The sequence below is a fragment of the Sphingomonas sp. Leaf38 genome (assembly GCF_001421825.1).
Taxonomy (GTDB): Bacteria; Pseudomonadota; Alphaproteobacteria; order Sphingomonadales; family Sphingomonadaceae; genus Sphingomonas.
Genome location: NZ_LMLD01000008.1, coordinates 228,314 through 250,683 on the forward strand (window position 1 = coordinate 228,314; position 22,370 = coordinate 250,683).

Sequence of the window (22,370 nt, forward strand, 5' to 3'; positions counted from 1 at the left end):
TCCGCCGTGTCCAAGATCCCCCCCTCCCTCCCGCCTCGTATCTCCGTAGCCATCCCGACTCTGTTGGGACTGCGCGAGGGTAAGGATCCGATGGTCTGGGGCCGGATACGCGCCGCGCAATTGCTCGCCGTCCGTCGGGCCGCGCTATTCCTGTTGGCAACAAACGTCATGGCCTCGCTGGTCATCGCGTTCCTGTTGCGTGCGGAGATCCCGCATTGGCAGATCGCCAGCTGGGAAGCGCTGGTGATCGCTGCGGCAGTATGGGTCGGCTTCCGCCGGCTCGCAACGCACGATCGCGGCGACGGCTATGCCAGCCTGCGCGATCTCCGCACCACCGTGTCGGACGGCTGCATTCTCGCATTTGTCTGGTCGGCAGTGCCGGTCGTGTTCTGCACGCACGCATCGTCGGGAACGACGACCGGGCTGGGATTGACGCTCGCGGTGCTCATGACCACCGTCGCGCTGGCAATGGCGCCGCTCGCGCTCGCGACTTTGATATTCCTCGGGTATCTTGGCGCGGCGATCGTCGTCCAGCTCGCCTTTGCCGGGACGTTTGCCGCCGCCGCCGGTCTTTTGTTGTTCACACTGCTGCTGATGACTGCCTGTCTCCACCGCGCGCGCGCACTGGTCCTGATCCGCGCCGGCGAAATCGTGCTCGACGATCGCGACGAGACGGTCAGTCTGTTACTCGGCGAGTTCGAGGGGGGCGGCGCCGACTGGCTTTGGGAGACCGATGCGACGCGGCGCGTGGTCAAGCCCGGCGCGCGGTTCGCGTTCGCGTGCGGGGTCGATGCTGCCAGCATCGACAACATGCCGCTCTTGCAGCTGCTCGCCGGGCCAGGCTGGGAAACGGGCGAATTCGATACCGGACTTCACACGCTCGCGGACCGCCTGAAACGTCGCGAAAGCTTCCGCAATCTGCGCCTACCGGTCCAGATCGGCGGCGAAGAACGCTGGTGGGACCTGGCCGCCGCGCCGCGCTTCGACGATCACGGCGAGTTCATCGGGTTTCGCGGGGTCGGCTCCGATGTCACCGAACAGCGCGCGTCGGCGGACAAGGTCAACCGGATGGCGCGGTTCGATACGCTGACCGGGCTGCCCAACCGGCTGATGGTCAACGAAACGCTGGTCAAGACGATGGCCGACGCGGATCGCTGGGGCGGACGCTATGCGTTCATGATGCTCGATCTCGATCGCTTCAAGGCGGTCAACGATACGCTTGGCCACCCGATCGGCGATCGGCTGCTCGGCCGCGTCTCGGAACGGTTGAACCAGCTGATGGGCGTCAATGAAACCTGCGGACGTCTTGGGGGCGACGAATTCGCGGTCGTCGTTCGCGATGCCAGCGATCTGGCCGCGGTCGAACAGCTCGCCGAACGGATCATCGAGTCACTTTCACGCCCGTATGAGATCGACGCGCATACGCTGCACATCGGCACGAGCGTCGGCTTGGCGATCGGTCCGCGCGACGGTCGCACCGCCGACATGCTGGTGCGCTCCGCCGATCTCGCGCTGTACCGCGCCAAGGACGCGGGCCGCGGGGTCTTCCGCCGCTACGAGCCGGAGTTGCATGTCCAGGCGGAAGAGCGCCGCGTCCTCGAAATGGCGCTCCGCGGCGCGATCGAGAAGGGCGAGATGCATCTCGTCTACCAGCCGATCGTCAAGGCAGGCAGCGAGACGCTGTGCGGGTTCGAGGCACTGCTGCGCTGGACCAGCCCCGAATTCGGCAGCGTGTCACCGACCAAGTTCATCCCGCTTGCCGAGGAAACGCGACTGATCGGACCGATCGGCGCCTGGGTCGTCCGCGCCGCCTGCGAGGAAGCCGCGCACTGGCCGTCCGAGATGCGGATCGCGGTCAACGTCTCGGCCGATCAGCTACGCAACCCGAGCTTCGTGACGACGATCGCGGCCGCGCTGGCCAATACCGGCGTAGCGGCGGAGCGGCTTGAACTCGAAGTGACCGAAGGCGTGTTCATGCACGAAGGTCTTGGCGCAACGCAGATTCTCGATCGCGTCGCCGAGCTTGGCGTGCATCTGAGCCTCGACGACTTCGGCACCGGCTACGCCTCGCTAGGCTATCTCGGGCGCACCCGGCTCTCGTCGCTCAAGATTGACCGTAGTTTCGTCCGCGACGCCGCCAGCGGGCTCCGCGAGGCAGTCGCGATCGTCCGCGCGGGCATTGCGCTGGCCGACAGCCTCGGCATGGCGACAACCGCCGAGGGCGTCGAAACCGAAGTCGAATATAAAACGCTGCACGACCTGGGCTGCACCAGGGTGCAAGGCTTCTACTTCGGCCGCCCGATGTCCCCCGAAGAGGCACGCGCGCTCGCCAATCGCGGATGGAAGGAGGCGGCGGCCGCCTGATCGCACTGCAGGGGCCGCCACCGGCTACCAAGCCGCATCACCGCCAGCGGCCCTCAAGCCGCATCACCGCCACCGGCCCTCAAGCCGCATCACCGACGCCGGTCGCGCCCTGCAAAGCTTACCACGCTTTCCGCTCCATCAGCCGATAGCGCGGAGACGCCGACGAAATTATCGTCGACCGGGACCTGTACCAGCACCGTGCTCGTCCCCGGCACGTCACGCGTCTGCGTCCAGTCCTGCGCATCGTTGCTACGCCAGCGGACCCGGTATCCGGCCGCGCCCGCGACCGCGGACCATTTCACGGTGGTGTCGCGCGACAGCGCGCCAGCGATCGCGACGTCCTCGGGGGCGGCGGGTGCCCCCGCGATCCGGGCGAGCGTCGCAACGTTGATAGCAGTGACCTTGGCGAGATACGGGAAATCCATGCCCTCGATCGTGTCGCCATAGACCACGCCCTGCTCGGACCGAAGATCCTGGTGCTGGCGGTCCCAATTCTCGACCGCGACCGAGAACCGCACCGCCGGGTAGCCCAGCTTGAGGAATGGTTCGTGATCGCCGCCGCGCCCGAACCGATCCGGGCGGCGATCGAGCATCACGTCGAGGCCGCCGGGGATCCCAGAGGCGATCCCGTCGATCGCCTTGGCGAGTGCGCGGCTCGGACCATCGTCTTCACCGCCTTCGGCGCGTCGGCCCTGCTGCGCGACCAGATCTTCGGAGGCGCGAATCCCTTCGGAGAACACCCGGACCTTGTCGGCGACACGCACACCGCCCTGCCCGACCGTGTTGCCCACGATGTCGTTGTTGAGCATCGCCGAGACCTGCCATCCGCGCGCCTTGGCGGTGTCGGCAAGCAGTTCGGCACCCCACAACCCCTGCTCCTCGCCCGAGAATACGGCGTAGACGATCGTCGCGTCGAACTTGCGCTGCGCCAGCAGCCGCGCCGCTTCAAGGACCAGCGCGACACCCGATGCGTTGTCGTTCGCACCCGGTGCATCGGAGGTCGCGTTCATCACGTCGGTCACGCGGCTGTCGATATGCGCGCCGACGATCACGACGCGATTCGGGTCGCGGCCCTTCTGGATGCCCAGCACATCCTCGACGACCACCCCGGTCGGCGCGCGCGGTCCGGTGAACCTGCGCGAAATCCGGTCGACCGTGATGCACCCGCCGCAGGTCGCACCGATCGCGGTGAAGCGCCGCGCCGCCCAATCGCGCGCCGCGCCGATCCCGCGCTTGCGATCAGTGGTCGTCGATGCGGTATGGCGCGTGCCGAACCCGACCATCGTCGCGACGTCCGCTTTCAATCGGTCGGCGGAGGGAGCGGGAAGCGGCGGCGTTGCGGCGGCAGCGGCGGCGAGCAACGGAAGAGCAAGAACGATCATCGCCTATCGTGACGCGATCGGCGCGCCTGCTCAAGCGTCTTGTCGCCGATCGCGGTAAGCAATCGCACCCAGCCTTACTAATTCGGATTATTCGCCACATGTTGATGCAGATCAGTATGATTTATCGTGATGTATGATCCAGGTTTGAGGGAGATTCGTATTTCTACTACATGGTATAGTACAAAAATCGGGACTTAGAGATGATCATCGGGCATTCCATTTCCAATGCCAGCGGGATCCTCCAAGCCATTGACGAGCCCGTCGCGATGCTGTTGCAGCGCACGCAGAAGCATCTCATCGGCTTGTCCTATCTGGCGATTACGCATGCAGCGGATATGGCCCGCAGCCTGAACCGGGTCGCGGCACTGCAAACCAATGGCGGCCCGTCGATGATACGCAAACGCTATATCGGCGGAGAGGGCGGGATCATCACGCTGGATGTGCAGGTGTCCCGTCTCGGCAATGGCGATTCGAGTTATCTTGTGGGTACCTTCGCCACCGTCAACCAGGCGGATCTCGTCGCCAATGCCGACAAGATCCCCCAACGCCTGTGGCTGCGGGCCAAGGATCTGCTTGGGGTCATGCGCGCGCGCGACGCCGCGCTGGGCGCCGACATCTTCGCCGATCACGCCTGGGGCATCTTGCTGTTGATCTATCTATCCGAGGCCGAAAGCTGGATTGCGACGCCTCCGGCAATCGCCGACCATCTTGCTCTCCCGGCGACAACCGTAGAACGCTGGCTTCGCGTGTTGCTTGGCAGGAATCTGATCGAGCCGGTCGATTCACTCCGCAACGCCGTCCAGCTCTCGCCGACCGGTATTCGCCGCGTTGAGCGTCTTTTGCAGGAGCGGCCGGCCGAGACGGCGGCGCGATCGCCTGTTTGACGATCAGCTCAGCCGATCGATCGCCTCGCGTGTCAGCGACCCCGGGATGATCATCACCGGCACTGGCAGCGCGCCCGCGTCGGCGCCGGTGAAATGCGCGATCAACTCGCCCGGCGCGCCCGTTGCGGCAGCGCCGAGCACCAGTGCCGCAATTTCGGGGTTCGCCGCGATCATCGCGCGAATGATCTTGGGGCCTTCGCCCTCGCGCACCGTGATCGATGGACGCAGCCCCGATTCCTCCAACAACGTGCCCGCCGCCGCCGCGACCAGGCCTTGCGCATGGAGGTGCGCCTCCTCCTCGATCGTCGCCTGGACGCCGCCGAACGCGATGAACTCCTGCGGCGGGATGACGGTGAGTATCTCGACGCCGCCGCCGGTCTTCACGGCTCGCCGCGCGGCAAACCGCAACGCGATGCCCGCTTCGGGACTGTCGTCGATCACCACCAGATAAATGCGCATTTTCGCCCCCGTTATTGGCCGTAATTGGGCCGCAGCGGGTCGATACGCAAGTGCGGCGGGGTTGACCCGAGCGGACGAGGGCGCGAGTAGGCATGCCGTTACGTCACGCCCTGGGGAAATCCATGTCGATCGAGATCAAGATGCCTGCGCTGTCCCCGACCATGGAGGAGGGTACCCTCGCCAAATGGTTGATCAAGGAAGGCGCCGTCGTGAAATCCGGCGACCTTATGGCCGAGATCGAGACCGACAAGGCGACGATGGAATTCGAAGCCGTCGATGAGGGCACCGTCGTGAAGATCCTCGTCGCCGAGGGTACCGACAACGTGAAGGTCGGCACGGTTATCGCGATCATCGCCGAAGAGGGCGAGGACGCATCGTCGGTGTCCGCACCCACCAAGAGCGAGACGCCCGAGCCGGCCGCCAAGGAATCGGAAGCCAAGCCCGATCCGAAGGATCCCAACGACACCGGCAGCGAGGCCAAGCCGGTCGAACGCACGGAGGCTTCGGCCGAGGATCACGGTCGTCCCGCAGATGCGGGCACTGCGTCTGCAACCGCGCCCGCCAGCGGTGACCGTGTGAAGGCGAGCCCGCTCGCCCGCCGCCTGGCCGCCGACAAGGGTATCGATCTTGGCTCTGTCTCGGGTTCGGGGCCCAAGGGTCGCATCGTCAAGGCCGACGTCGAGAGCGCAAAGCCAGGTGCGGCACCTATTGCTGCCAGGACCGACGCTGCGCCGACTGCCGCTGCTGCAGCCCCCGCGCCTGCCGCCAAGCCTGCGACCGTGCCGGATATCCCGCACGAGGCGACCAAGCTCAGCAACGTGCGGAAGACAATCGCGCGTCGTCTGACCGAATCGAAGCAGACCGTTCCGCACATCTACCTGACGGTGAACATCCGTCTCGACGCGCTGCTCAAGCTGCGCGGCGAGCTGAACAAGAGCCTCGAAGCGCGTGGCGTGAAGCTGTCGGTCAACGATCTGCTCATCAAGGCACAGGCCGTCGCGCTGATGCAGGTGCCGACCTGCAACGTGATGTTCACGCCAGACCAGCTGATCAGCTTCCAGCGCGCCGATATCTCGGTCGCGGTCAGCACGCCATCGGGGCTGATCACGCCGATCATCGTCGGTGCGGACACCGCCTCGCTGTCGTCGATCTCGACGCAGATGAAGGACCTTGCTGCCCGCGCCCGCGACGGCAAGCTGAAGCCCGAGGAATATCAGGGCGGCACCGCCTCGATCAGCAACATGGGCATGTTCGGCATCACGCAGTTCGATGCGGTCATCAACCCGCCCCAGGCGATGATCCTCGCGGTCGGCGCGGGCGAGAAGCGTCCGTACGTCGTCGGCGACGAACTCACCGTGGCCACCGTGATGTCCGCGACCGGCAGCTTCGATCACCGCGCGATCGACGGTGCGGACGGCGCGCAGTTCATGAAGGCGTTCAAGCATCTCGTCGAGAACCCGCTGGGCATGCTGGCGTAAGCTGACGGACATGGACGTCCCGTCTCCCACTCCGTTCGCCCTGAGCGAAGTCGAAGGGCATGAGACGCATGGACCTCGACTGCGCTCGGCACGAACGGTTTAGGGGGATGTTCGACATGAAGAAGACGACCATCGAGATCTTTCACATTCTCGCCGGGCTCGGCGTGGCGGTCGCAATTACCTGGGCGGCGGCATGGTCCTATCCGCTCGGGCGAGACGTGATCTGGGCGTGCGGGGCCGCGGCAATGGTCGCGACCTTGCTGATGGGCGCTGGGCCACTGCGTCGCGCCCGCCGTCTCGACCAGGCGACCCGCAGGACTGAAGCATGACCGAACTACCGCCTGAAAAGGCTCCTACCATTCGCGTCACCGCGATGCCCGCCGACGCCAACCCCTATGGCGACATCTTCGGCGGCTGGCTGATGGGCCAGATGGATCTCGCCGCCGGTTCGGTCGCCTCGCGACGCAGCGGCGGCCGTGCCGTCACGATCGCGGCGGATGCGATGAAATTCCACATGCCCGTCGTCGTCGGCGACGAGGTGTCGGTCTACGCGCATCTGCTCGCGGTCGGTCGCACCTCGATGACGATCGAGGTCGAGGCCTGGCGCCGCGCGCGGCACAGCAACGACAGCTGCAAGGTGACCCAGGCGCGCTTCATCTTCGTGGCGGTCGACGACGACCGCAAACCGCGGCCCGTGCCGCCCGCTTCTAGCTAAGCAGCAACCAACTAATCCAAAGGACTCTACCGTGGCTGATACCTATGATCTCGTCATCCTCGGCTCGGGCCCCGGCGGCTACGTCGCCGCGATCCGCGCGTCGCAACTCGGCCTGAAGGTCGCGATCGTCGAGCGCGAGCGCCTGGGCGGCATCTGCCTCAACTGGGGCTGCATCCCGACCAAGGCGCTGCTGCGTACGTCGGAAATCTATCACTACATGCAGAACGCCGAGAGCTATGGCCTAAAGGCCGACAATGTCGGCTTCGATCTCGCCAAGGTCGTCGACCGCAGCCGCAAGGTCGCGGGCCAGCTGAATGCCGGCGTGAAGGGCCTGATGAAGAAGAACAAGGTGACCGTCGTCGAAGGCGTCGGCACCGTAACCGCAACAGGCAAGCTCAGCGTCAAGCAGGGCGACAAGACCGTCGAGCTCGAAGCCAAGAACATCATCGTCGCCACCGGCGCGCGCGCGCGCGACCTGCCGTTCGCCAAGGCCGACGGGAAGACGATCTGGACCTATCGCCACGCGATGGTGCCGACCGAGATGCCGACCAAGCTGCTGGTCATCGGATCGGGCGCGATCGGTGTCGAGTTCGCCAGCTTCTACAACGACATGGGCGCCGACGTGACGATCGTCGAGATGCTCCCGCGGATCCTGCCGGTCGAGGACGAGGAAGTCTCCGCGTTCATGGACAAGGCGCTGACCAAGCAGGGCATCAAGCTTCTGACCGGCACCGGCCTCGAAGGCCTGGCGCCATCAGGCACCGGCGTCACCGCGAAGATCAAGCACAAGGACGGCAAGGTCGTCGAGGAGACGTTCAGCCACGCGATCGTCGCGATCGGCATCGTCCCCAACACCGAGAATATCGGGCTGGAGGCGCTCGGCGTCGAGACCGATCGCGGGCACATCAAGACCGACGGCTATGGCCGGACGAACGTCGAGGGCATCTGGGCGATCGGCGACGTCACCGGCGCGCCCTGGCTCGCGCACAAGGCCAGCCATGAGGGCATCATCGCGGTCGAGAAGATCGCGGGCGGGTCGCCGCACCAGATGGACAAGGCCAACATCCCGGGCTGCACCTATTCGCGCCCGCAGGTCGCGAGCGTCGGCATGACCGAGGCGAAGGCCAAGGAAGCCGGCTATGAGCTCAAGGTCGGCAAATTCCCGTTCATCGGCAACGGCAAGGCGATCGCGCTCGGCGAGGCCGAGGGTTTCGTGAAGACGGTGTTCGACGCGAAGACCGGCGAGCTGCTCGGCGCGCACATGGTCGGCGCGGAAGTCACCGAGCTGATCCAGGGCTATGTCGTCGCGCGCCAGCTCGAGACGACCGAGGCCGAGCTGATGGAGACGGTGTTCGCGCACCCGACGCTCAGCGAGATGATGCACGAGAGCGTCCTCGGCGCCTACGGCCGGTCGATCCACTACTGATCGCGGTATCCTCCCCCGCAAGGGGGCGGTCGCTGAGGTGTCGGAGGGGGAACACGGCGCAGACGTGGCTGCTTCCCGCCCCCTCCGCCTGCCAAGTGGCCCCCCCTTATGCGTAAGAATCCATGCCGGCGATCGGGCTGCCCTCCCCGCCATCGGGGCGGAGGCAGGACCCGGGTGCTCGCTACGCAGCATGCCCGCCGTCGGCAAAGTCACCACTCGCGTGATCCAGCGATGCCTTGATCCGGCAGCGTCATCGACCATCCCGGTACCCGGCCGATCGACCGCGCCGGGCAAACCGTCTCGTTTCGGCCCTATCGCCCTTGACCCTTAGGCGGACGGCCCCGCAAGGTCGCCGCGTCACGCCTCCACGTTCGCGGGATCCGCGACGTATCGCCCATCGGTGCAGGACCTGCGAATGTCGATCGAACCTGCGTCCCGTCTCAAACCGCGCCACATCGCCCTCGTCGCGAGTGCGCTGTGGATCGCCTCGCTTGCACTGTTCTGGCCCGGGGTCGCGATGTACGACACCGTCGCGCAATATCGTCAGGTCCTGTCGGGCGTGTATGATGACTGGCACCCGCCCGCGATGGCGCGCATCTGGGCGCTGCTCGCCTCGCTGGGACCCGGCGCGACGCCCATGCTGGTGCTCCAGCTCGCCACCTATTGGCTCGGCCTCGGCCTGCTCGCCGCGGCACTCGCCCGTGCCGGACGCACCCGCAGCGCGCTGGTGATCCTCGTCATGGGCGTGTTGCCGCCGTTCCTCGGCTGGCAGGGTGTCGTGCTCAAAGATGCGCAACTTGTCGGCGCGCTGCTCGCCGCGGTCGGTATCGTCGGCTGGTGGCGTCTCGCCAACCGACCGACACCGGCTTCGGCGATGATCCCGGTCGCGCTGCTGCTCGTCTATGCCGTGCTCGTTCGCGCGAACGCCGTCTTCATCGTCGTGCCGCTGAGCGTGATGCTGTCGCCCCGCCCCGCGCGTGCGCGCGCCAAACTCGCCACGGCCTGCATCGCGGTCGTCGTCATACTGGGCGTCGCCCCCCTCGTGAACCACCAGGTGCTGCGCGCGAACCCCAGCGGGGTCGAGGCGACCCAGGCGCTCTACGATCTTGCCGGCATCGCCGCCCGCGCGCCCGACAGCACGACCACAGGCCTGACCCCGTCCGAATCGGCCGCCATCGTCGCCCGCCACTGCGCAAAGCCGTTCTTCTGGGATCCGCTTGGCGACGACGAGCATTGTGCGCCGACGATGGCACGCTTGCATACGCTGCCCGCGTCGTCGCTCTACCCGACGCTCGCGTCTGCGGCACTTCACCATCCGGTCGCCTATGCCGCGCATCGGTTGGCGCATCTGAACTCGACCGACCGCTGGCTCGTCCCGTTCCACTGGCCCGGTGCCGCGCCGCCGGCCGCATCCGAGCCCAACACGCTCGGTCTCGATAGCCCCAACCCAGCAGCGCAGCGCTGGGAAACCGTGACCGCTGCGATCGTCGAGATGCCGCTCGGCTGGCCGATCGTCTGGATCGTGCTTGCGATCGTCGCGCTCGCCGCGGCGCTGGCACGCCCCGACGACGCGCCGCGGCGTTTGGCGATCGCGCTGCTTGTGTCCGCACTCGCGCTGGAAGCCAGTTTCGGCGTCCTCAGCATCGCCTCGGATCTGCGCTATCATCTGTGGCCGATGATCGCGACCGCCATCGCCATCGTCCTGCTCGCCGATCATGCACCGCCGCGGCGCGTGGTGATCATCGGCCCGGCCGCGCTGCTGCTGGTGATCGTCGCCGGAACAGCCGCACGCATGATGCTTCAGGCGCCACCCCAAAGCTATGCGGGCATGCTGAACTGACGTGCATGCGCGCCCGCCAGCGGCTCTGCGACCGAGGAATCATATCCAAACCCGTTGAAAGCCCTTTCCCGACGCGGCTTTCCCTTGTCTCGCATTCTGCATTATTCTAACATGGATCATGCCAAGACGTTCTGAAACCGCCCTGTCTTTGATGAAAATGGCGCTCGCGTTGCTAGATCGCGATTTGGAAATTCTCGCCGCCTGTCATCTCCAGCATGCCATCGAGCTGACGGAGCAGAGCGGGGCGGCCGATTGCCCGGCACCGGTCGAACGTCAGACCAACTATTCGTCCCATTGATCGGCAACAAGTGGCGCGACCGGGTTGATCGACCTGCCAGTGCTACGCGTGTCGTATTTGAAGTGCGCCAGGCGCATGGAACCCGGGCATAGCTTTCGCGCGCCCCTGTTGCGCGGGCATCGAATATCCAGGCCGGCCAATAGTATAGTGCAACGCTTGATCCCTATCAGCACGATTTTGCAATAGTATACGGACCCTGTGGCGCTCCACGGTCGTTACGTCCGCTCAACTATTGTGTGGATGGTTCAGTCCGATCATGCGTATCGCGATCATCGCCCATCTCAAGCATGCCATCGTCGAACCGTTTGCGGGCGGGCTCGAGATGCACACGCACCTGCTCGCGACCCGCCTGCGCGCACGCGGCCATGACGTGACGCTGTTCGCCTCGACGCGGTCCGATCCGGCGACCGGGCTTACCGCGATCTGCGACGAAACCGCGTTGATGGCGACAGGCGTTGCGGAGGCGACCGACATCGCGTTCTTTCGCGAACATCATGCCTATCTCAGGCTGATGTCCGAACTCCGCCGGGGCGCGTTCGATATCGTCCACAATAATTCGCTGCACTATTTGCCCGTGGCGATGGCGGATACGCTGCCGATGCCGATGGTGACGACGCTGCACACGCCGCCCTTCTGTTGGCTCGAAAGCGGGATCCGGCTGTGCCGTGCCGAAGCGACCCGGTTCGTTGCGGTCTCGGAGGCGATCCGCACGATGTGGTCGCCGATCGTGCCGATCGATCGCGTGGTCGGCAACGGCATCGATCTCGATCGCTTCCCGTATCGCGCGCAGCCCGATGCCGAAGCATATCTGGTCTGGTATGGCCGGATCGTTCCCGAGAAGGGCCTTCATCTGGCGATCGCGGCGGCACGGCACATCGGTCTGCCGTTGCGGATCGCCGGCCCGATTTCCGATCCGACCTATTATGCCGCCGAGATCGCGCCGCACCTCGATGCCGCGATCCGCTATGTCGGCCATCTCGATCATGCCGACCTGTCGCATTTGATCGGCGGGGCGCGGGCGTTTCTGTGCACGCCACGCTGGGACGAGCCCTATGGCCTGGTGGTCGCGGAAGCGCTGTCGTGCGGGACGCCGGTCGCGGCCTTTGCGCGTGGTGCGATACCGACGCTGCTCGACGCCACGAGCGGCGTGCTCGCCGATCCCGACGATGTCGGTGCATTGGCGAACGCGGCGATCCAGGCGATGCGGCTCGACCGGTCGGACAGCCGCGCGCGGGCCGAGGCGATCTGCGATGCCGAAACGATGATCGACGGCTATGAGGCGCTCTACGCCGAGATGACGGCGCGCCCCGTGCCGATCCCCGAGCCGGCCGCCGCGGCGATGTCCGCGATGTGGCCCGCGCGCGGGGGCATGGCCGGGATCAAACCGGCGACCGGCGCACGCTTGGGATGACCACCCCCGCATTCTGCGTCTGCGTGCCAGCGCGCAATGAAGTCCAGCGTCTGCCGATCCTGCTCGACGCGCTGGCGGCGCAGGCCGTGCGCGAGCGCATCCGGGTAGCCGTCTGCATCAACAATAGCGACGATGACAGCCTCGCGGTGGCGCAGGACGCCGCGCTGCGTCACCGCGGGCGTTTGGATATCCGGGCGGAGGCCTGCACATTCCCTCCACCGCGTGCCCATGCCGGTAGTGCCCGCGGGCACGCGATGGCGATGGGGCATGCCTGGCTCGACGGAGAGGGCGTACTCATCTCGACCGATGCGGATTGCCGCCCGCCCGCCACCTGGATCGCCGCCAATCTGGCCGCGATCGATGCCGGAGCGGATATTGTCGGCGGGCGGATCGTCCTCGACGATGCGGAGCCGATCGCCCCGGCGGTCGTCGCGCTGCGGGCGCGGTTCGATGACTATTGGGCGGCGGTGCGCGCGATCGAGGATGCGATCGACCCCGCCCCTCACGATCCGGCGCCGCGTCACGGCGACCATACCGGCGCGAGCATTGCGATAGACGCCGCGCTGTTCCACGCGATCGGCGGAGTCACGCCGATTGCGTCCGGCGAGGATCGCAAGATGGTCATCGACGCGGTCGCGGCGGGCGGGCGACTGGTCCACCCGCCATCGGTGTGGACGCGCGTATCGGCACGCACCGATGGTCGCGCTGAGGGTGGCATGGCCATCGCGATGGCCGATCTGGCCGCGACGCTGGCCGACGGCACCGCGCCGCAGGTACCGGCCTTCGAACATTGGCGCGCGCGGGCGCAGTGGCGCCGCGCCGAGCGGGCAGCCCATGGCGTCGCGGCGATGCTGACGCACGAGGCCACGCTGCCACCGATGCCGGCAGACATGGCGCTGCCAGGGTCGGTCCCGGCTGGCGCGGCAGTGTCGCGATGACCCGACCGGTCGGCTATTATGTTCATCACCACGGCGCCGGGCACCGCGCACGCGCGCTGGCGGTCGCCGAGCGTGCCGATGGCCGCGTCACGCTGATCGGCACGAACCTGACCGGGCAGACCGGCTCGCATGCCTATGTCGATCTTCCCGACGATCGTCTGCATGCGGCGTTCGACGGAGACGATTTGGGCGGAGACCGTCCCGCGGCACTGCATTACGCCCCGCTCGATCATGACGGTATCCGTCGCCGGGTCGCCGCCGTCACGCAGTGGATCGCCGAACATCGGCCAGCGCTGATGGTCGTCGATGTCTCCTGCGAGATCGCCATGCTCGCGCGGCTGGCATCGGTCCCGACCGTGTTCGTCAGGCTGAACGGGGTCCGCAACGACATCCCGCACCTCGATGCCTTCCGCGCCGCGACGGCGATCGTCGCGCCGTTCGCCGCTGCGCTGGATGATCCGGAAACACCCGATTGGGTACGACGCAAGACACGATACTGCCCCGGCGTAACCCACCGCGCCGATCCGGATGCGGTCGAGCCCGGTTCGGTCCTCGTCGTCGGCGGGGGCGGCGGATCGCCGATCGACGGCGCGGTGTGGGCGCGCGCCGCCTGCGCGACGCCCGACCGGACCTGGCACGTCATCGGCGCGTGCACGCCGATCGTCGATCCGCCGGGCAATCTTGAACGTTTCGGTTGGGTCGACGACGCGGCCGCGCGGATCGCGCGGACAGCGATCGTCGTCGGCAGCGCCGGGGACGGCGTCGTCGGCGCGGTACTGGCGGCGCGGCGCCCGTTTGTCTGCCTGCCCGAGGATCGACCATTCGACGAACAACGGTCAAAAGCGCGCCAATTGGTTGCAGCGGGGGCGGCGCTGTCCTGCAACGATCCCGCGACGGCAGACTGGCCGTCGCTGCTCGCCAAGGTCGAACACCGCGATCCCGCTGCGCAAGCCGCGCTCGACGATCCCCGTGGCGCGGACCGTCTCGCCGCCTATGTGATAGCCTTGGCCGATGGAGACCGCGGATGAGCGAGACGATGATGCCGGTGCTTGACGATCCGCTGGTCCGCGATCTCGCGCGGCTCGGTGACCATTACGATGCCGTTCGCGCGCACCCCGCCGACAGCATCGAACGGCTAGCCGAGGCCGGGCTGTTACGACGATATTCACCGGTCGAGTCCGGAGGCGATCGCTTCGCCGACGCCGCCGCCCGACACCACGCCATGTTCGATTCGCTGCGCCGGATCGGTCGCGGCGACCTGAGCGTCGGCCGGCTCTACGAGGGGCATGTCAACGCGATGGCGCTGTTCGATTGGTATGCGACCGCCGCGCAGAAGGCATGGTTGCGCGACGTCCTGGATCGCGGTGCGACGTTCGGCGTATGGGCGACCGAGCCCGCACCGGGTGTCGCGCTGGTCGATACCGCGAACGGCCTTTCGTTGCTGGGGGCGAAGAGTTTCGCCAGCGGCGCCGGCGGAATCCGCTACGCGATCGTCACCGTCCAGCCCGAAGATGGCGACCGTCGGTTGGCGATCGTCGCTGCCGACGACGTCGCCCGCACCGACGCAAGCGGCTGGCGTGTCCGCGGCATGCGCGCGAGCATGAGCGGCAGCTACGACCTGACCGGCTATCCGATCGACGAGGCCGCGTTGCTGGGGCAGCCGGGCGATTACGACCGCGAACCGCGCTTCACCAGCGGGGCATGGCGTTTCACCGCCGTGCAGCTCGGCGGGATCGAGGCGTTGCTCGCCGAAACGCGCGCCGCGCTGTCGGACACCGCCCGCGCCGATCCGCTCGCGCGCGCCGCCTTGGGACATGCCATCGTGGCGACCCGCACCGCTGGTCTCTGGGTGCGCGAGGCAGCGATACGCGCCGCGCGCGAGGACGCCGATGCCGCCGCGTTCGCACGCATGACCCGCGGGGTGGTCGAACGCGCCGGGCTCGACGTCATGGAGCACGCCGCCCGACTGATCGGCACCCGGAGCAGTTTCGAGGGGCAGCGGGTCGACAAGATCATTCGCGATCTCGGACTCTATCTGCGCCAGGCCGGACCAGACCAGGTCCGCGATACCGCGATACGCGACTGGCTCGACCATGATTGCTGGGGCGAGGATCGCTTGTGGTGAGCATCGCCCGCCCCCTGCACGCGAGCCGGTTCGCCGGCGCCCGCTGGCTGGTGCTCGCCCCACATGCCGATGACGAGACATTGGGTGCAGGCGCGCTCATCGCCGAGACGGCTGCTGCAGGGCGCTTCGCCGGCACGATCTATCTCACCGATGGCGCCGGCTCACACGACGATGGCGGCACATGGCTTGCCCGATTGCGACACCGCGAGGCGGCACTGGCGGGACGCAGGCTCGCGGGCGCCGACGCCCCTCGTCCGGTGTTCCTCGACTGGCCCGATGCGCACCCGCATCAGCCGGGCAGCGCGGATTGGCGCAGGACGGTGCGTCGTCTGGCCGCGCTTTTTCGCGCCCGGTGCGTCGACGCGGTCGCCGTGACCGGTGCGGAGGAACCGCATTGCGATCACGCCGCATGCCATGCGCTCGCGCGTGCGGCGCTCTGCGTTTCGCGCCGACCCGTGACGCTGTTCGACTACCGTGTCTGGACCGATCCGGCGCTACCGCCTGCCCGGACGACGTTGACGACCCGCGCGATCCCGCCGGGCCAGCGGCGTCACGCATTGCTGGCGCATCGCAGTCAGACAAGCGCAGCTTACGGTCCGGGCTTCCGGCTCGCCCGCGCCGCGTGGCGGATGCCGTCGCGCGACGTTCTTCACCTGAGCAGGATCGCCGATGCCCGTTGACCACCGCGCCGCCAATGCCAGTCTCGATGCCGGCTATTTCGACGGGATCTTCGCGCATGACGACGATCCCTGGTCGCTGGCGAGCAGCGCCTACGAAGCGGCGAAGTTCGCGCGCACCATCGCCGTGCTCGACGACCGCCGCTATGGATCTGCGTTGGAGATCGGCTGTGCGCACGGCGTGCTCACCCGGCAGCTCGCGCCGCTCTGTGCCGACCTGCTTGCGATCGACATTGCCGGAAAGGCCATCGCCTACGCCCGCGAGCGCTGCCGCATGTTGCCCCAGGTCCGGTTTGAGCGAAAGGCGTTCCCGGGCGCGCTTCCCGTGGTGGGACCGCTCGATCTCGTCATGCTGTCCGAAGTCGTCTATTATTGGAGCGATGCCGACCTGCTGACCGCGGGGGCATGGCTGCGGACGCACGTTGCCGCGGGTGGACGCATATTGCTGGTCCACTGGGTTGGCGCCACCGACTATCCCCAGACCGGCGACGCCGCCGTGGCCAAGCTTCACGACGCGGTTGGTGGTGCCGTTGCCGTCGAGCATGTCGAACGGACGGACTGCTATCGGCTGGACCTATGGCGGCGTCGATGACCGAGCACCGCGCCGGGCTGAGCATTCTCACGATCGTCCGCAACCGAAGTGCGCATTTCGCCAATTTGGTCGAGGGCCTTCGCCGTTCGTCGTGTCAGCCGGCCGAACTGGTCGTGGTCGACATGAGCGACGCGCCGCTGGCCGCCCCGAACACGGACTTTCCCGTGAAGATGGTCCGCCTGGAAACCGATGGGCTTCCCCTGGCGGCCGCGCGCAACCTGGCCGTGGCGGCGAGCACCGGCTTCCGCCTGATCTTCCTCGACGTCGACTGCATCCCCCTCCACTCCTGCCTCGCCACGCTGGACGACATACTTCTCGACCAAGACGCATTGTTGTGCGCAAACGTCCGTTATCTTGGCCCCAACGATGCGCGCGGTATATGGACCGAACACGATCTTCTTGCCGCCGGTACACCGCACCCGGTCCGCGACTTCCCCCGCTCCGGGGTTCGCTGGGAGCCAAACCCTGGTCTCTTCTGGTCGCTGGCGTTCGCGATTCGCCGACAGCGGTTTACGGGATTAGGGGGCTTCGACGAGCGCTTTTCGGGGTATGGTGCAGAGGACACCGATTTCGGCTTCCGGGCGGATGCGGCTGGCGTACGGTTATTTTTCGTTGGCGACGCAATCGCGTGTCATCAGCATCACGCAACCTACGACCCGCCGCTCCAGCATTTTGCCGACATAGTCCGCAACGCCCGGCAATTTCGCAAAATCTGGGGAATCTGGCCGATGCACGGTTGGCTTGACGCGTTCGCCGAGATGGGACTGATCATTCTGGCTGGGAACGCGCTGTCCGTCGTTCGATCACCGACCCCGGACGAGATAGTAGCAAGTCGCCGCTCTTGAGCGGCGAGCTCAGCTACATCCCGCCGCATGTGACATTGCCGAGATGCAATAAAATGCGTGAATGGTGCCCCTGGCCGGAATCGAACCAGCATGCCTTGCGGCAACCGATTTTGAGTCGGTCGCGTCTACCAATTTCGCCACAGGGGCAGCGGCGGGTTGGCTAGACGAAGCGTTCGTCCACCGCAAGCCGTCTTGATCGGAAAACGCAGCGGTCAATTTCTTGGCGGTTGGCGACGGTAACTGAGCGCCTCGGCAATATGGAGTCGGCCGACGGTTTCGCAGCCGGCAAGATCGGCGATGGTGCGACCGACGCGGAGGATCCGCGTGTAGCCGCGCGCGGTCAGGTGCATCGCTTCGGCCGCTTGTGCGAGCAATCGACGACCGGCGTCGTCAGGCGTGGCCACGACATCGAGCAACGCGCCATCGGCCTCTGCATTCGTACGAACCGGGTGGTCGCGATAGCGTTCCGATTGGAGCGCGCGAGCGGCGGCGACGCGGACGGAGACCTCGACCGACCCCTCGGTTGGTGGTGGGAGAACCAGATCAGCGGCGCTGACCGCCTGGACGTCGATGTGAAGGTCGATCCGGTCGAGCAAAGGGCCTGATACCTTTGCCTGATAATCGGCTGCGCATTTGGGCGCTCTCGCACACGCGAGACTCGCATCGCCGAGGTGCCCGCACCGACACGGGTTCATCGCCGCGATCAGCTGGACGCGTGCTGGGAAGGTGACGTGCGCGTTGGCCCGCGCGACGCTGACTGTGCCTGTCTCTAGCGGCTGGCGCAGCGAATCGAGTACCGCGCGTTGAAACTCCGGGAGTTCGTCGAGGAAGAGGACGCCGAGATGCGCGAGGCTCACTTCGCCCGGTTTTACCTTGAGACCGCCTGTAAAGCAGGTACACCGGTTTGCACTGTGCACCCGCCCGCGCCCCGCTCGGCTCGCACTAACGTTTGCACTGAGACGGGCTGAGCATTGCACTACATTCGCATACGTGCATCGCGATAGCATTGGTGCGAAACCCGATCGTCTGAACTTCTTCCCTATCAGACTAACAGTCGTTCGCTAATACGCACTCACTTTCACGAAACCCTTGATCAATGATGTCAGACAGCAATTGTCCGGATAACGGTTCACTTTCAAGCATTTCGGACACCCGCTCCCACTAAGTCAATGTGGACTTAACCGTCCGAAAGTAGCATTACTTTCTTCAGAGCACATATTTTGCGGACCCTAGTCCGCATAAGGATTTTCAAGGCAATGAAGGGTATCGAAGACCAAGTGGAGCCTTTGACGATAGACGGGGCGGAAATGTCCAACCGTCAAATGAATAAAGCTCTTGAACGAAAGCCCGTTATTGATTCGCTTTTGCTATCTAGCAGAAATACCAGCAAGCAGGTTCGGGAAGCCGCAGTAAAGCTCCATTGCTCGCCTAGAACGGTTTGGTATCTAATCAAACGTTATGGGGCTACCCGGCGCCTAGTTGATCTTGCTCCAAGACAAGGCCACGGGCGCAGTGGCATGACATTCATTAAACCTGAGGTGGAAGACGTCATCTCTGAGGTTTTAGATCGGTTTCATCTCAGCCGGATGCGGCCAACGGTCACTCAGACCGTCATGGAGATCAGACGTAAGTGCACCTCGGCTGGTCTTCCGCCTCCCGACGAAGGCACAATTAAACGCCGGCTAAAAAAGATTCCGGATATCGAGATCGTAGCGGCCCGAGAAGGCAAGAAATTCGCCCGCGAACGGTACAAAGCGATGCCAGGAAAAACGTTGGATACGCAATGGCCACTTCAGAGAGTACAGATAGACCACACGATGGTTGATTTGGTTGTTGTAGACGAGATGAATAGGCAACCACTAAGACGGCCATATTTGACGATAGCAATAGATGAGTTCTCGCGCGCGATTCTGGGCTTCCATCTAAGCTTAGAGGCTCCTTCTGCGACATCTGTCGGCCTCTGCCTCGTTCATAGCATCTTGCCGAAAGAGCAATGGGCGGGGCGAATAGGTTTACAGTTTGATTGGCCAATGCACGGGCGACCGGACTGCCTCTATGTCGACAATGGCTCAGACTTTCATTCGGAGGCGGTCGAAAAGGGCTGCATCGCTTGGGGAATGAATATTGAATACCGCCCGCCGGGAATGCCGCATTTCGGAGGCATCGTCGAACGTATGATGCGAACTGCCATGGGAGCGGTCAAGATATTGCCCGGAGCGACCGGTGGCTCGATCGCCGAAAAGGGAGACCGTGACCCTGATGCCAGCGCGGCTATGACGTTGAAAGAGTTGGAGCGCTTTTTCGCAACTTTTTTTGCCGGTCAGTATCATCGATCTCCCCATTCTTATCACAGCAAGACGCCCAATACCCGATGGAGAGAAGGTATCTTCGGCACCGCATCTCAACCTGGGCGGGGCACCCCGCCATTGATTAATGACCCGGAACGCTTGTTGATAGATTTCCTACCCCTTGAGCGTCGGCGCATCACGCAACGTGGCATTCGCTGGGGCTGCGTCCATTACATGGACGATGTTTTACGGGAGTACATGGGCTCCGATAACGCGGATCCATTCATAGTTCGACGAGATCCAAGAGATGTATCAGCTATTTGGTTTTTATCGCCGAATGATGGTCGCTACTATCACATCCGTTCCCGAGATATTGCTAGGCCGTCAGTATCTCTTTGGGAGCTCGAAGCGGCACGCCAAAAAGTGAGATCGGAAAGAAATTCTGACTATGACGAGTCCGCCCTGTTTGAGGCCGTCGAAGCGCAGCGCCGCATCGTCGAAAAGGCTGCGGAAAGTAAAGCGGCTGCTCGAAGAGGTCGTCTCGCCGTTGAAAGGCGCGCACGAAACGCAGAAGGCACACACGCATCGTTCGAAGGACAAGGTGACGGCACCGCCCGCTCCAGCTCCCATAGGCCTTGGAGTTTCTCCAAACTGCCTGACTTGCCAGAGGATGATATTTTTGAGATCGACGAATGACGGACGATCGCCGCCTTTCGAAAACAGCGCGGGATTTGCTCGGCGCAACTGCAGAGACGCGGATCAATGCGATCCAGAGTATCCCTTTCATATCCTACGCAGCGGCAAAACTCATTCGAGCGCGGATGGAGCAAATCGTCATCGCGCCGAGGTCACACCGACCGGCAAGCATGTTAATTGCCGGTTCCACCAATAATGGCAAAACAATGTTGGTGCGGAAATTTGTTGAATCTCATCCTGACTTTGACGACCCCGACGCAGACGCGTCATTAGCTTCAGTTCTTTACGTCCAAATGCCTCCCACCCCCGATCCGCGCCAGTTTTATATGGCCATACTCGACCGATTACAATCGCCGGTACGAAGAACTGCTGTTTTAAGTCAGCTTCAAAGTCAGACGATACGCCTTTTAGGCTTAGTAAACACCAAGGTTTTAGTTATAGATGAGATTCATAACATACATGCCGGCAGAATAGAGCATCAGCGGGGTTTTTTGAATCTACTCAGGTACATATCCAATGAGCATGGTATTCATCTGATTGCTTGCGGATTAGCAACATCTGTAAGAGCTCTACAATCGGATGAACAACTTGCTAACCGTTTTGAGCATTGGCCTCTGCCGAAATGGCGGGTCGACGGTTACACTAAGGCACTTTTAAACACCATTGAGACTCTCCTACCTTTACAAAAACAGTCAAGTCTATCTGATCCAGAATTGATTAAGCGTATTGTCGGACTTTCCGAAGGCACGATAGGAGAAATAGTAAGACTGATATTATCCGCTGCTTGCGAAGCAATCCGGTCTGGTCAAGAGTTTGTGAATAACATACTCATAGACGAACTTCGATGGATTCCTCCCAGTGAACGTCGTGCTGCTGCGGAGCACATGCTTGGGGTGAGAACGTAAGTGTCCCAGCTCCTGCCGTGGCGACCAAAGCCGTATGATGACGAGATTCTCTCGTCATGGTTACGACGTGTTGCTTATGGCAACTCGTCTAAGCTGCACACATTCTGCCATCTTAAGTGGCCCGGCCTTCAGATATGGAATAGGGACTTAGACTCTTTAGGATCTCGGTCTTTCATCAACGACCTTTGTGTGATGACGGGAACCTCTGAAAACCGAGGGCATGCTACATCACTGAGATCTCTAGAAGGCATCGTATTTGATAAACTTAGGCTGACCGGCCTTACCCGCTGGATTCTGCCTTTGGGCATCTATCATCGAACCAGGAGACGCTCCGGACAACAATGGTGCCCCTCCTGCTTAAAAGAAGGCAAAGCCCCATATTATAGAAGGGCGTGGCGACTGGGGTTTTCTACGACGTGCTCTAGCCACGGATATGTGTTAGCAGATCGTTGTCATCAGTGTGCACTACCAGCATCCCCTCATCGCGGGGAGGATCCATACTGCAGCCATTGCTTCACCGATCGTCGGGACCATCCTACGATGTTCGGGGACGCCCTGACACTGCAGCTCGAACATCGCATGCGAGCAACGTGGTTAGGCCCGCCCTCCGCCATGCCCGAGCTTGGGTGTGGGCACCCGCTCAGCTATTTCGCGCTCGTCCGTCAAATTCTAAGCATTGTGACGTCTAACCCCCGAGCCAGTCGACTCAGGGACGTAGTTTGTCGAGAACATGGCTTAGATCCGGCGCCCCCCATATTTGAGTCGAAGCTGCCGATGCCAGAGTTTCTTCCGGTTATTGAACGCCATCGTATGATGGCAATCGTAGCTCGACTTCTTCAGGGCTGGCCCTTCAAATTTGCCGCGCTTTGCGCGGAGGCTGGGATGTGGCGATCATGGGCCATCAGAGGCAACTCTGGTGTCCTGCCGTTCGCATATGATGCAGTTATTGATACATATTTGACATCACCTGACGCGCCGCATCGCAAGCTTAAGCCAGTGCGCTTATCAGCGACCTCCCAAGGTTATCCATGAGTACCGATGCACTTC

The 22,370-nt window shown here is 64.0% G+C and carries 20 protein-coding genes, 1 tRNA gene and 1 pseudogene; 18 read left to right on the forward strand and 4 right to left on the reverse strand.

The features are described from left to right. The first annotated feature begins 6 nt into the window (after positions 1-6). The gene (locus tag ASE88_RS02190) at positions 7-2,364 is read left to right on the forward strand and encodes a putative bifunctional diguanylate cyclase/phosphodiesterase (protein WP_056474825.1); all 2,358 of its coding nucleotides are present in this window, start codon (positions 7-9) and stop codon (positions 2,362-2,364) included. 89 nt (positions 2,365-2,453) lie between these two features. Here the strand turns inward: ASE88_RS02190 and ASE88_RS02195 are convergent, their stop codons facing one another. After that, positions 2,454-3,746 (reverse strand): M28 family metallopeptidase, encoded by a 1,293-nt coding sequence (locus ASE88_RS02195; RefSeq protein ID WP_056474828.1) that lies wholly within the window; start codon positions 3,744-3,746, stop codon positions 2,454-2,456. A gap of 200 nt (positions 3,747-3,946) precedes the next feature. On the opposite strand from ASE88_RS02195, the gene ASE88_RS02200 reads away from it, so the two are divergent. Then, entirely contained in the window at positions 3,947-4,630 is a 684-nt protein-coding gene (locus ASE88_RS02200; protein ID WP_056474831.1) for a hypothetical protein, read from the forward strand. A 3-nt stretch (positions 4,631-4,633) separates the two neighbouring features. Here ASE88_RS02200 and ASE88_RS02205 read toward each other — a convergent pair whose 3' ends face one another. Next, on the reverse strand, positions 4,634-5,089 hold the full coding sequence (locus ASE88_RS02205) for a universal stress protein (RefSeq protein WP_055879958.1): 456 nt from the start codon (positions 5,087-5,089) through the stop codon (positions 4,634-4,636). Positions 5,090-5,211: 122 nt separating this feature from the next. On the opposite strand from ASE88_RS02205, the gene ASE88_RS02210 reads away from it, so the two are divergent. The 13 genes from ASE88_RS02210 (at position 5,212) to ASE88_RS02265 (ending at position 17,434) form a co-directional block, all read left to right on the forward strand. Further along, positions 5,212-6,567 (forward strand): pyruvate dehydrogenase complex dihydrolipoamide acetyltransferase, encoded by a 1,356-nt coding sequence (locus ASE88_RS02210; RefSeq protein WP_056474834.1) that lies wholly within the window; start codon positions 5,212-5,214, stop codon positions 6,565-6,567. A 116-nt stretch (positions 6,568-6,683) separates the two neighbouring features. Beyond that, a complete protein-coding gene (locus tag ASE88_RS02215) occupies positions 6,684-6,896 on the forward strand; it encodes a hypothetical protein (protein ID WP_235527713.1) in 213 nt (70 codons plus the stop codon). Beyond that, positions 6,893-7,282 (forward strand): acyl-CoA thioesterase, encoded by a 390-nt coding sequence (locus ASE88_RS02220; protein ID WP_055879954.1) that lies wholly within the window; start codon positions 6,893-6,895, stop codon positions 7,280-7,282. The genes ASE88_RS02215 and ASE88_RS02220 overlap by 4 nt, the downstream gene beginning before the upstream one ends. Positions 7,283-7,313: 31 nt before the next feature. Further along, entirely contained in the window at positions 7,314-8,708 is a 1,395-nt protein-coding gene (gene lpdA, locus ASE88_RS02225; RefSeq protein ID WP_056474839.1) for a dihydrolipoyl dehydrogenase, read from the forward strand. A gap of 415 nt (positions 8,709-9,123) precedes the next feature. Continuing rightward, positions 9,124-10,548: a hypothetical protein gene (locus ASE88_RS02230; protein WP_056474846.1), complete on the forward strand. Its 1,425-nt coding sequence runs from the start codon at positions 9,124-9,126 to the stop codon at positions 10,546-10,548. A 118-nt stretch (positions 10,549-10,666) separates the two neighbouring features. Continuing rightward, positions 10,667-10,846, forward strand: a complete 180-nt coding sequence (locus tag ASE88_RS18655) for a hypothetical protein (protein WP_156356864.1) — start codon at positions 10,667-10,669, stop codon at positions 10,844-10,846. A 256-nt stretch (positions 10,847-11,102) separates the two neighbouring features. Then, on the forward strand, positions 11,103-12,257 hold the full coding sequence (locus ASE88_RS02235; RefSeq protein ID WP_055879946.1) for a glycosyltransferase family 4 protein: 1,155 nt from the start codon (positions 11,103-11,105) through the stop codon (positions 12,255-12,257). Next, the gene (locus ASE88_RS02240; RefSeq protein ID WP_056474849.1) at positions 12,254-13,195 is read left to right on the forward strand and encodes a glycosyltransferase; all 942 of its coding nucleotides are present in this window, start codon (positions 12,254-12,256) and stop codon (positions 13,193-13,195) included. Before ASE88_RS02235 ends, ASE88_RS02240 begins: the two co-directional genes overlap by 4 nt. Continuing rightward, positions 13,192-14,223 carry a glycosyl transferase gene (locus ASE88_RS02245; protein ID WP_056474859.1) on the forward strand — a complete coding sequence of 344 codons (1,032 nt, stop codon included), beginning with the start codon at positions 13,192-13,194 and terminating at the stop codon, positions 14,221-14,223. The genes ASE88_RS02240 and ASE88_RS02245 overlap by 4 nt, the downstream gene beginning before the upstream one ends. Further along, positions 14,220-15,320 carry an acyl-CoA dehydrogenase family protein gene (locus ASE88_RS02250; RefSeq protein ID WP_200910124.1) on the forward strand — a complete coding sequence of 367 codons (1,101 nt, stop codon included), beginning with the start codon at positions 14,220-14,222 and terminating at the stop codon, positions 15,318-15,320. The genes ASE88_RS02245 and ASE88_RS02250 overlap by 4 nt, the downstream gene beginning before the upstream one ends. Continuing rightward, the gene (locus ASE88_RS02255) at positions 15,317-16,000 is read left to right on the forward strand and encodes a PIG-L deacetylase family protein (RefSeq protein ID WP_235527714.1); all 684 of its coding nucleotides are present in this window, start codon (positions 15,317-15,319) and stop codon (positions 15,998-16,000) included. Before ASE88_RS02250 ends, ASE88_RS02255 begins: the two co-directional genes overlap by 4 nt. After that, positions 15,990-16,589: an SAM-dependent methyltransferase gene (locus ASE88_RS02260; RefSeq protein ID WP_056474862.1), complete on the forward strand. Its 600-nt coding sequence runs from the start codon at positions 15,990-15,992 to the stop codon at positions 16,587-16,589. The genes ASE88_RS02255 and ASE88_RS02260 overlap by 11 nt, the downstream gene beginning before the upstream one ends. Next, positions 16,586-17,434 (forward strand): glycosyltransferase family 2 protein, encoded by an 849-nt coding sequence (locus tag ASE88_RS02265; protein ID WP_056475012.1) that lies wholly within the window; start codon positions 16,586-16,588, stop codon positions 17,432-17,434. The genes ASE88_RS02260 and ASE88_RS02265 overlap by 4 nt, the downstream gene beginning before the upstream one ends. A 62-nt stretch (positions 17,435-17,496) precedes the next feature. On the opposite strand, the gene ASE88_RS02270 is transcribed toward ASE88_RS02265, so the two are convergent. Together ASE88_RS02270 and ASE88_RS02275 are read right to left on the reverse strand one after the other, a co-directional pair. Further along, positions 17,497-17,581, reverse strand: a tRNA-Leu gene (locus tag ASE88_RS02270). A gap of 65 nt (positions 17,582-17,646) precedes the next feature. Then, positions 17,647-18,453 (reverse strand): annotated as a pseudogene (locus ASE88_RS02275) (ATP-binding protein); the annotation flags it as partial. A gap of 237 nt (positions 18,454-18,690) precedes the next feature. Between ASE88_RS02275 and ASE88_RS18105 the strand changes: the two are divergent. Genes ASE88_RS18105 through ASE88_RS19825 form a run of 3 tightly spaced genes read left to right on the forward strand, consistent with a single transcriptional unit; the run spans position 18,691 to position 22,355 of the window. Next, positions 18,691-20,418, forward strand: coding sequence for a Mu transposase C-terminal domain-containing protein (locus ASE88_RS18105; RefSeq protein WP_082466076.1), 1,728 nt, complete (start codon positions 18,691-18,693; stop codon positions 20,416-20,418). Further along, complete coding sequence (locus ASE88_RS18110; RefSeq protein ID WP_082466078.1) at positions 20,415-21,323, forward strand: TniB family NTP-binding protein; 909 nt, start codon at positions 20,415-20,417, stop codon at positions 21,321-21,323. Before ASE88_RS18105 ends, ASE88_RS18110 begins: the two co-directional genes overlap by 4 nt. After that, on the forward strand, positions 21,324-22,355 hold the full coding sequence (locus tag ASE88_RS19825; RefSeq protein WP_082466080.1) for a TniQ family protein: 1,032 nt from the start codon (positions 21,324-21,326) through the stop codon (positions 22,353-22,355). Positions 22,356-22,370 lie beyond the last annotated feature (15 nt).

Bases quoted from the DNA above. Each gene is read 5' to 3' on its own strand.
- ASE88_RS02195 (WP_056474828.1), bottom strand. From the start codon at position 3,746: ATGATCGTTCTTGCTCTTCCGTTGCTCGCCGCCGCTGCCGCCGCAACG.
- ASE88_RS02200 (WP_056474831.1), top strand. From the start codon at position 3,947: ATGATCATCGGGCATTCCATTTCCAATGCCAGCGGGATCCTCCAAGCC.
- ASE88_RS02205 (WP_055879958.1), bottom strand. From the start codon at position 5,089: ATGCGCATTTATCTGGTGGTGATCGACGACAGTCCCGAAGCGGGCATC.
- ASE88_RS02210 (WP_056474834.1), top strand. From the start codon at position 5,212: ATGTCGATCGAGATCAAGATGCCTGCGCTGTCCCCGACCATGGAGGAG.
- ASE88_RS02215 (WP_235527713.1), top strand. From the start codon at position 6,684: ATGAAGAAGACGACCATCGAGATCTTTCACATTCTCGCCGGGCTCGGC.
- ASE88_RS02220 (WP_055879954.1), top strand. From the start codon at position 6,893: ATGACCGAACTACCGCCTGAAAAGGCTCCTACCATTCGCGTCACCGCG.
- ASE88_RS02230 (WP_056474846.1), top strand. From the start codon at position 9,124: ATGTCGATCGAACCTGCGTCCCGTCTCAAACCGCGCCACATCGCCCTC.
- ASE88_RS18655 (WP_156356864.1), top strand. From the start codon at position 10,667: ATGCCAAGACGTTCTGAAACCGCCCTGTCTTTGATGAAAATGGCGCTC.
- ASE88_RS02235 (WP_055879946.1), top strand. From the start codon at position 11,103: ATGCGTATCGCGATCATCGCCCATCTCAAGCATGCCATCGTCGAACCG.
- ASE88_RS02240 (WP_056474849.1), top strand. From the start codon at position 12,254: ATGACCACCCCCGCATTCTGCGTCTGCGTGCCAGCGCGCAATGAAGTC.
- ASE88_RS02245 (WP_056474859.1), top strand. From the start codon at position 13,192: ATGACCCGACCGGTCGGCTATTATGTTCATCACCACGGCGCCGGGCAC.
- ASE88_RS02250 (WP_200910124.1), top strand. From the start codon at position 14,220: ATGAGCGAGACGATGATGCCGGTGCTTGACGATCCGCTGGTCCGCGAT.
- ASE88_RS02260 (WP_056474862.1), top strand. From the start codon at position 15,990: ATGCCCGTTGACCACCGCGCCGCCAATGCCAGTCTCGATGCCGGCTAT.
- ASE88_RS02265 (WP_056475012.1), top strand. From the start codon at position 16,586: ATGACCGAGCACCGCGCCGGGCTGAGCATTCTCACGATCGTCCGCAAC.
- ASE88_RS18105 (WP_082466076.1), top strand. From the start codon at position 18,691: ATGAAGGGTATCGAAGACCAAGTGGAGCCTTTGACGATAGACGGGGCG.
- ASE88_RS18110 (WP_082466078.1), top strand. From the start codon at position 20,415: ATGACGGACGATCGCCGCCTTTCGAAAACAGCGCGGGATTTGCTCGGC.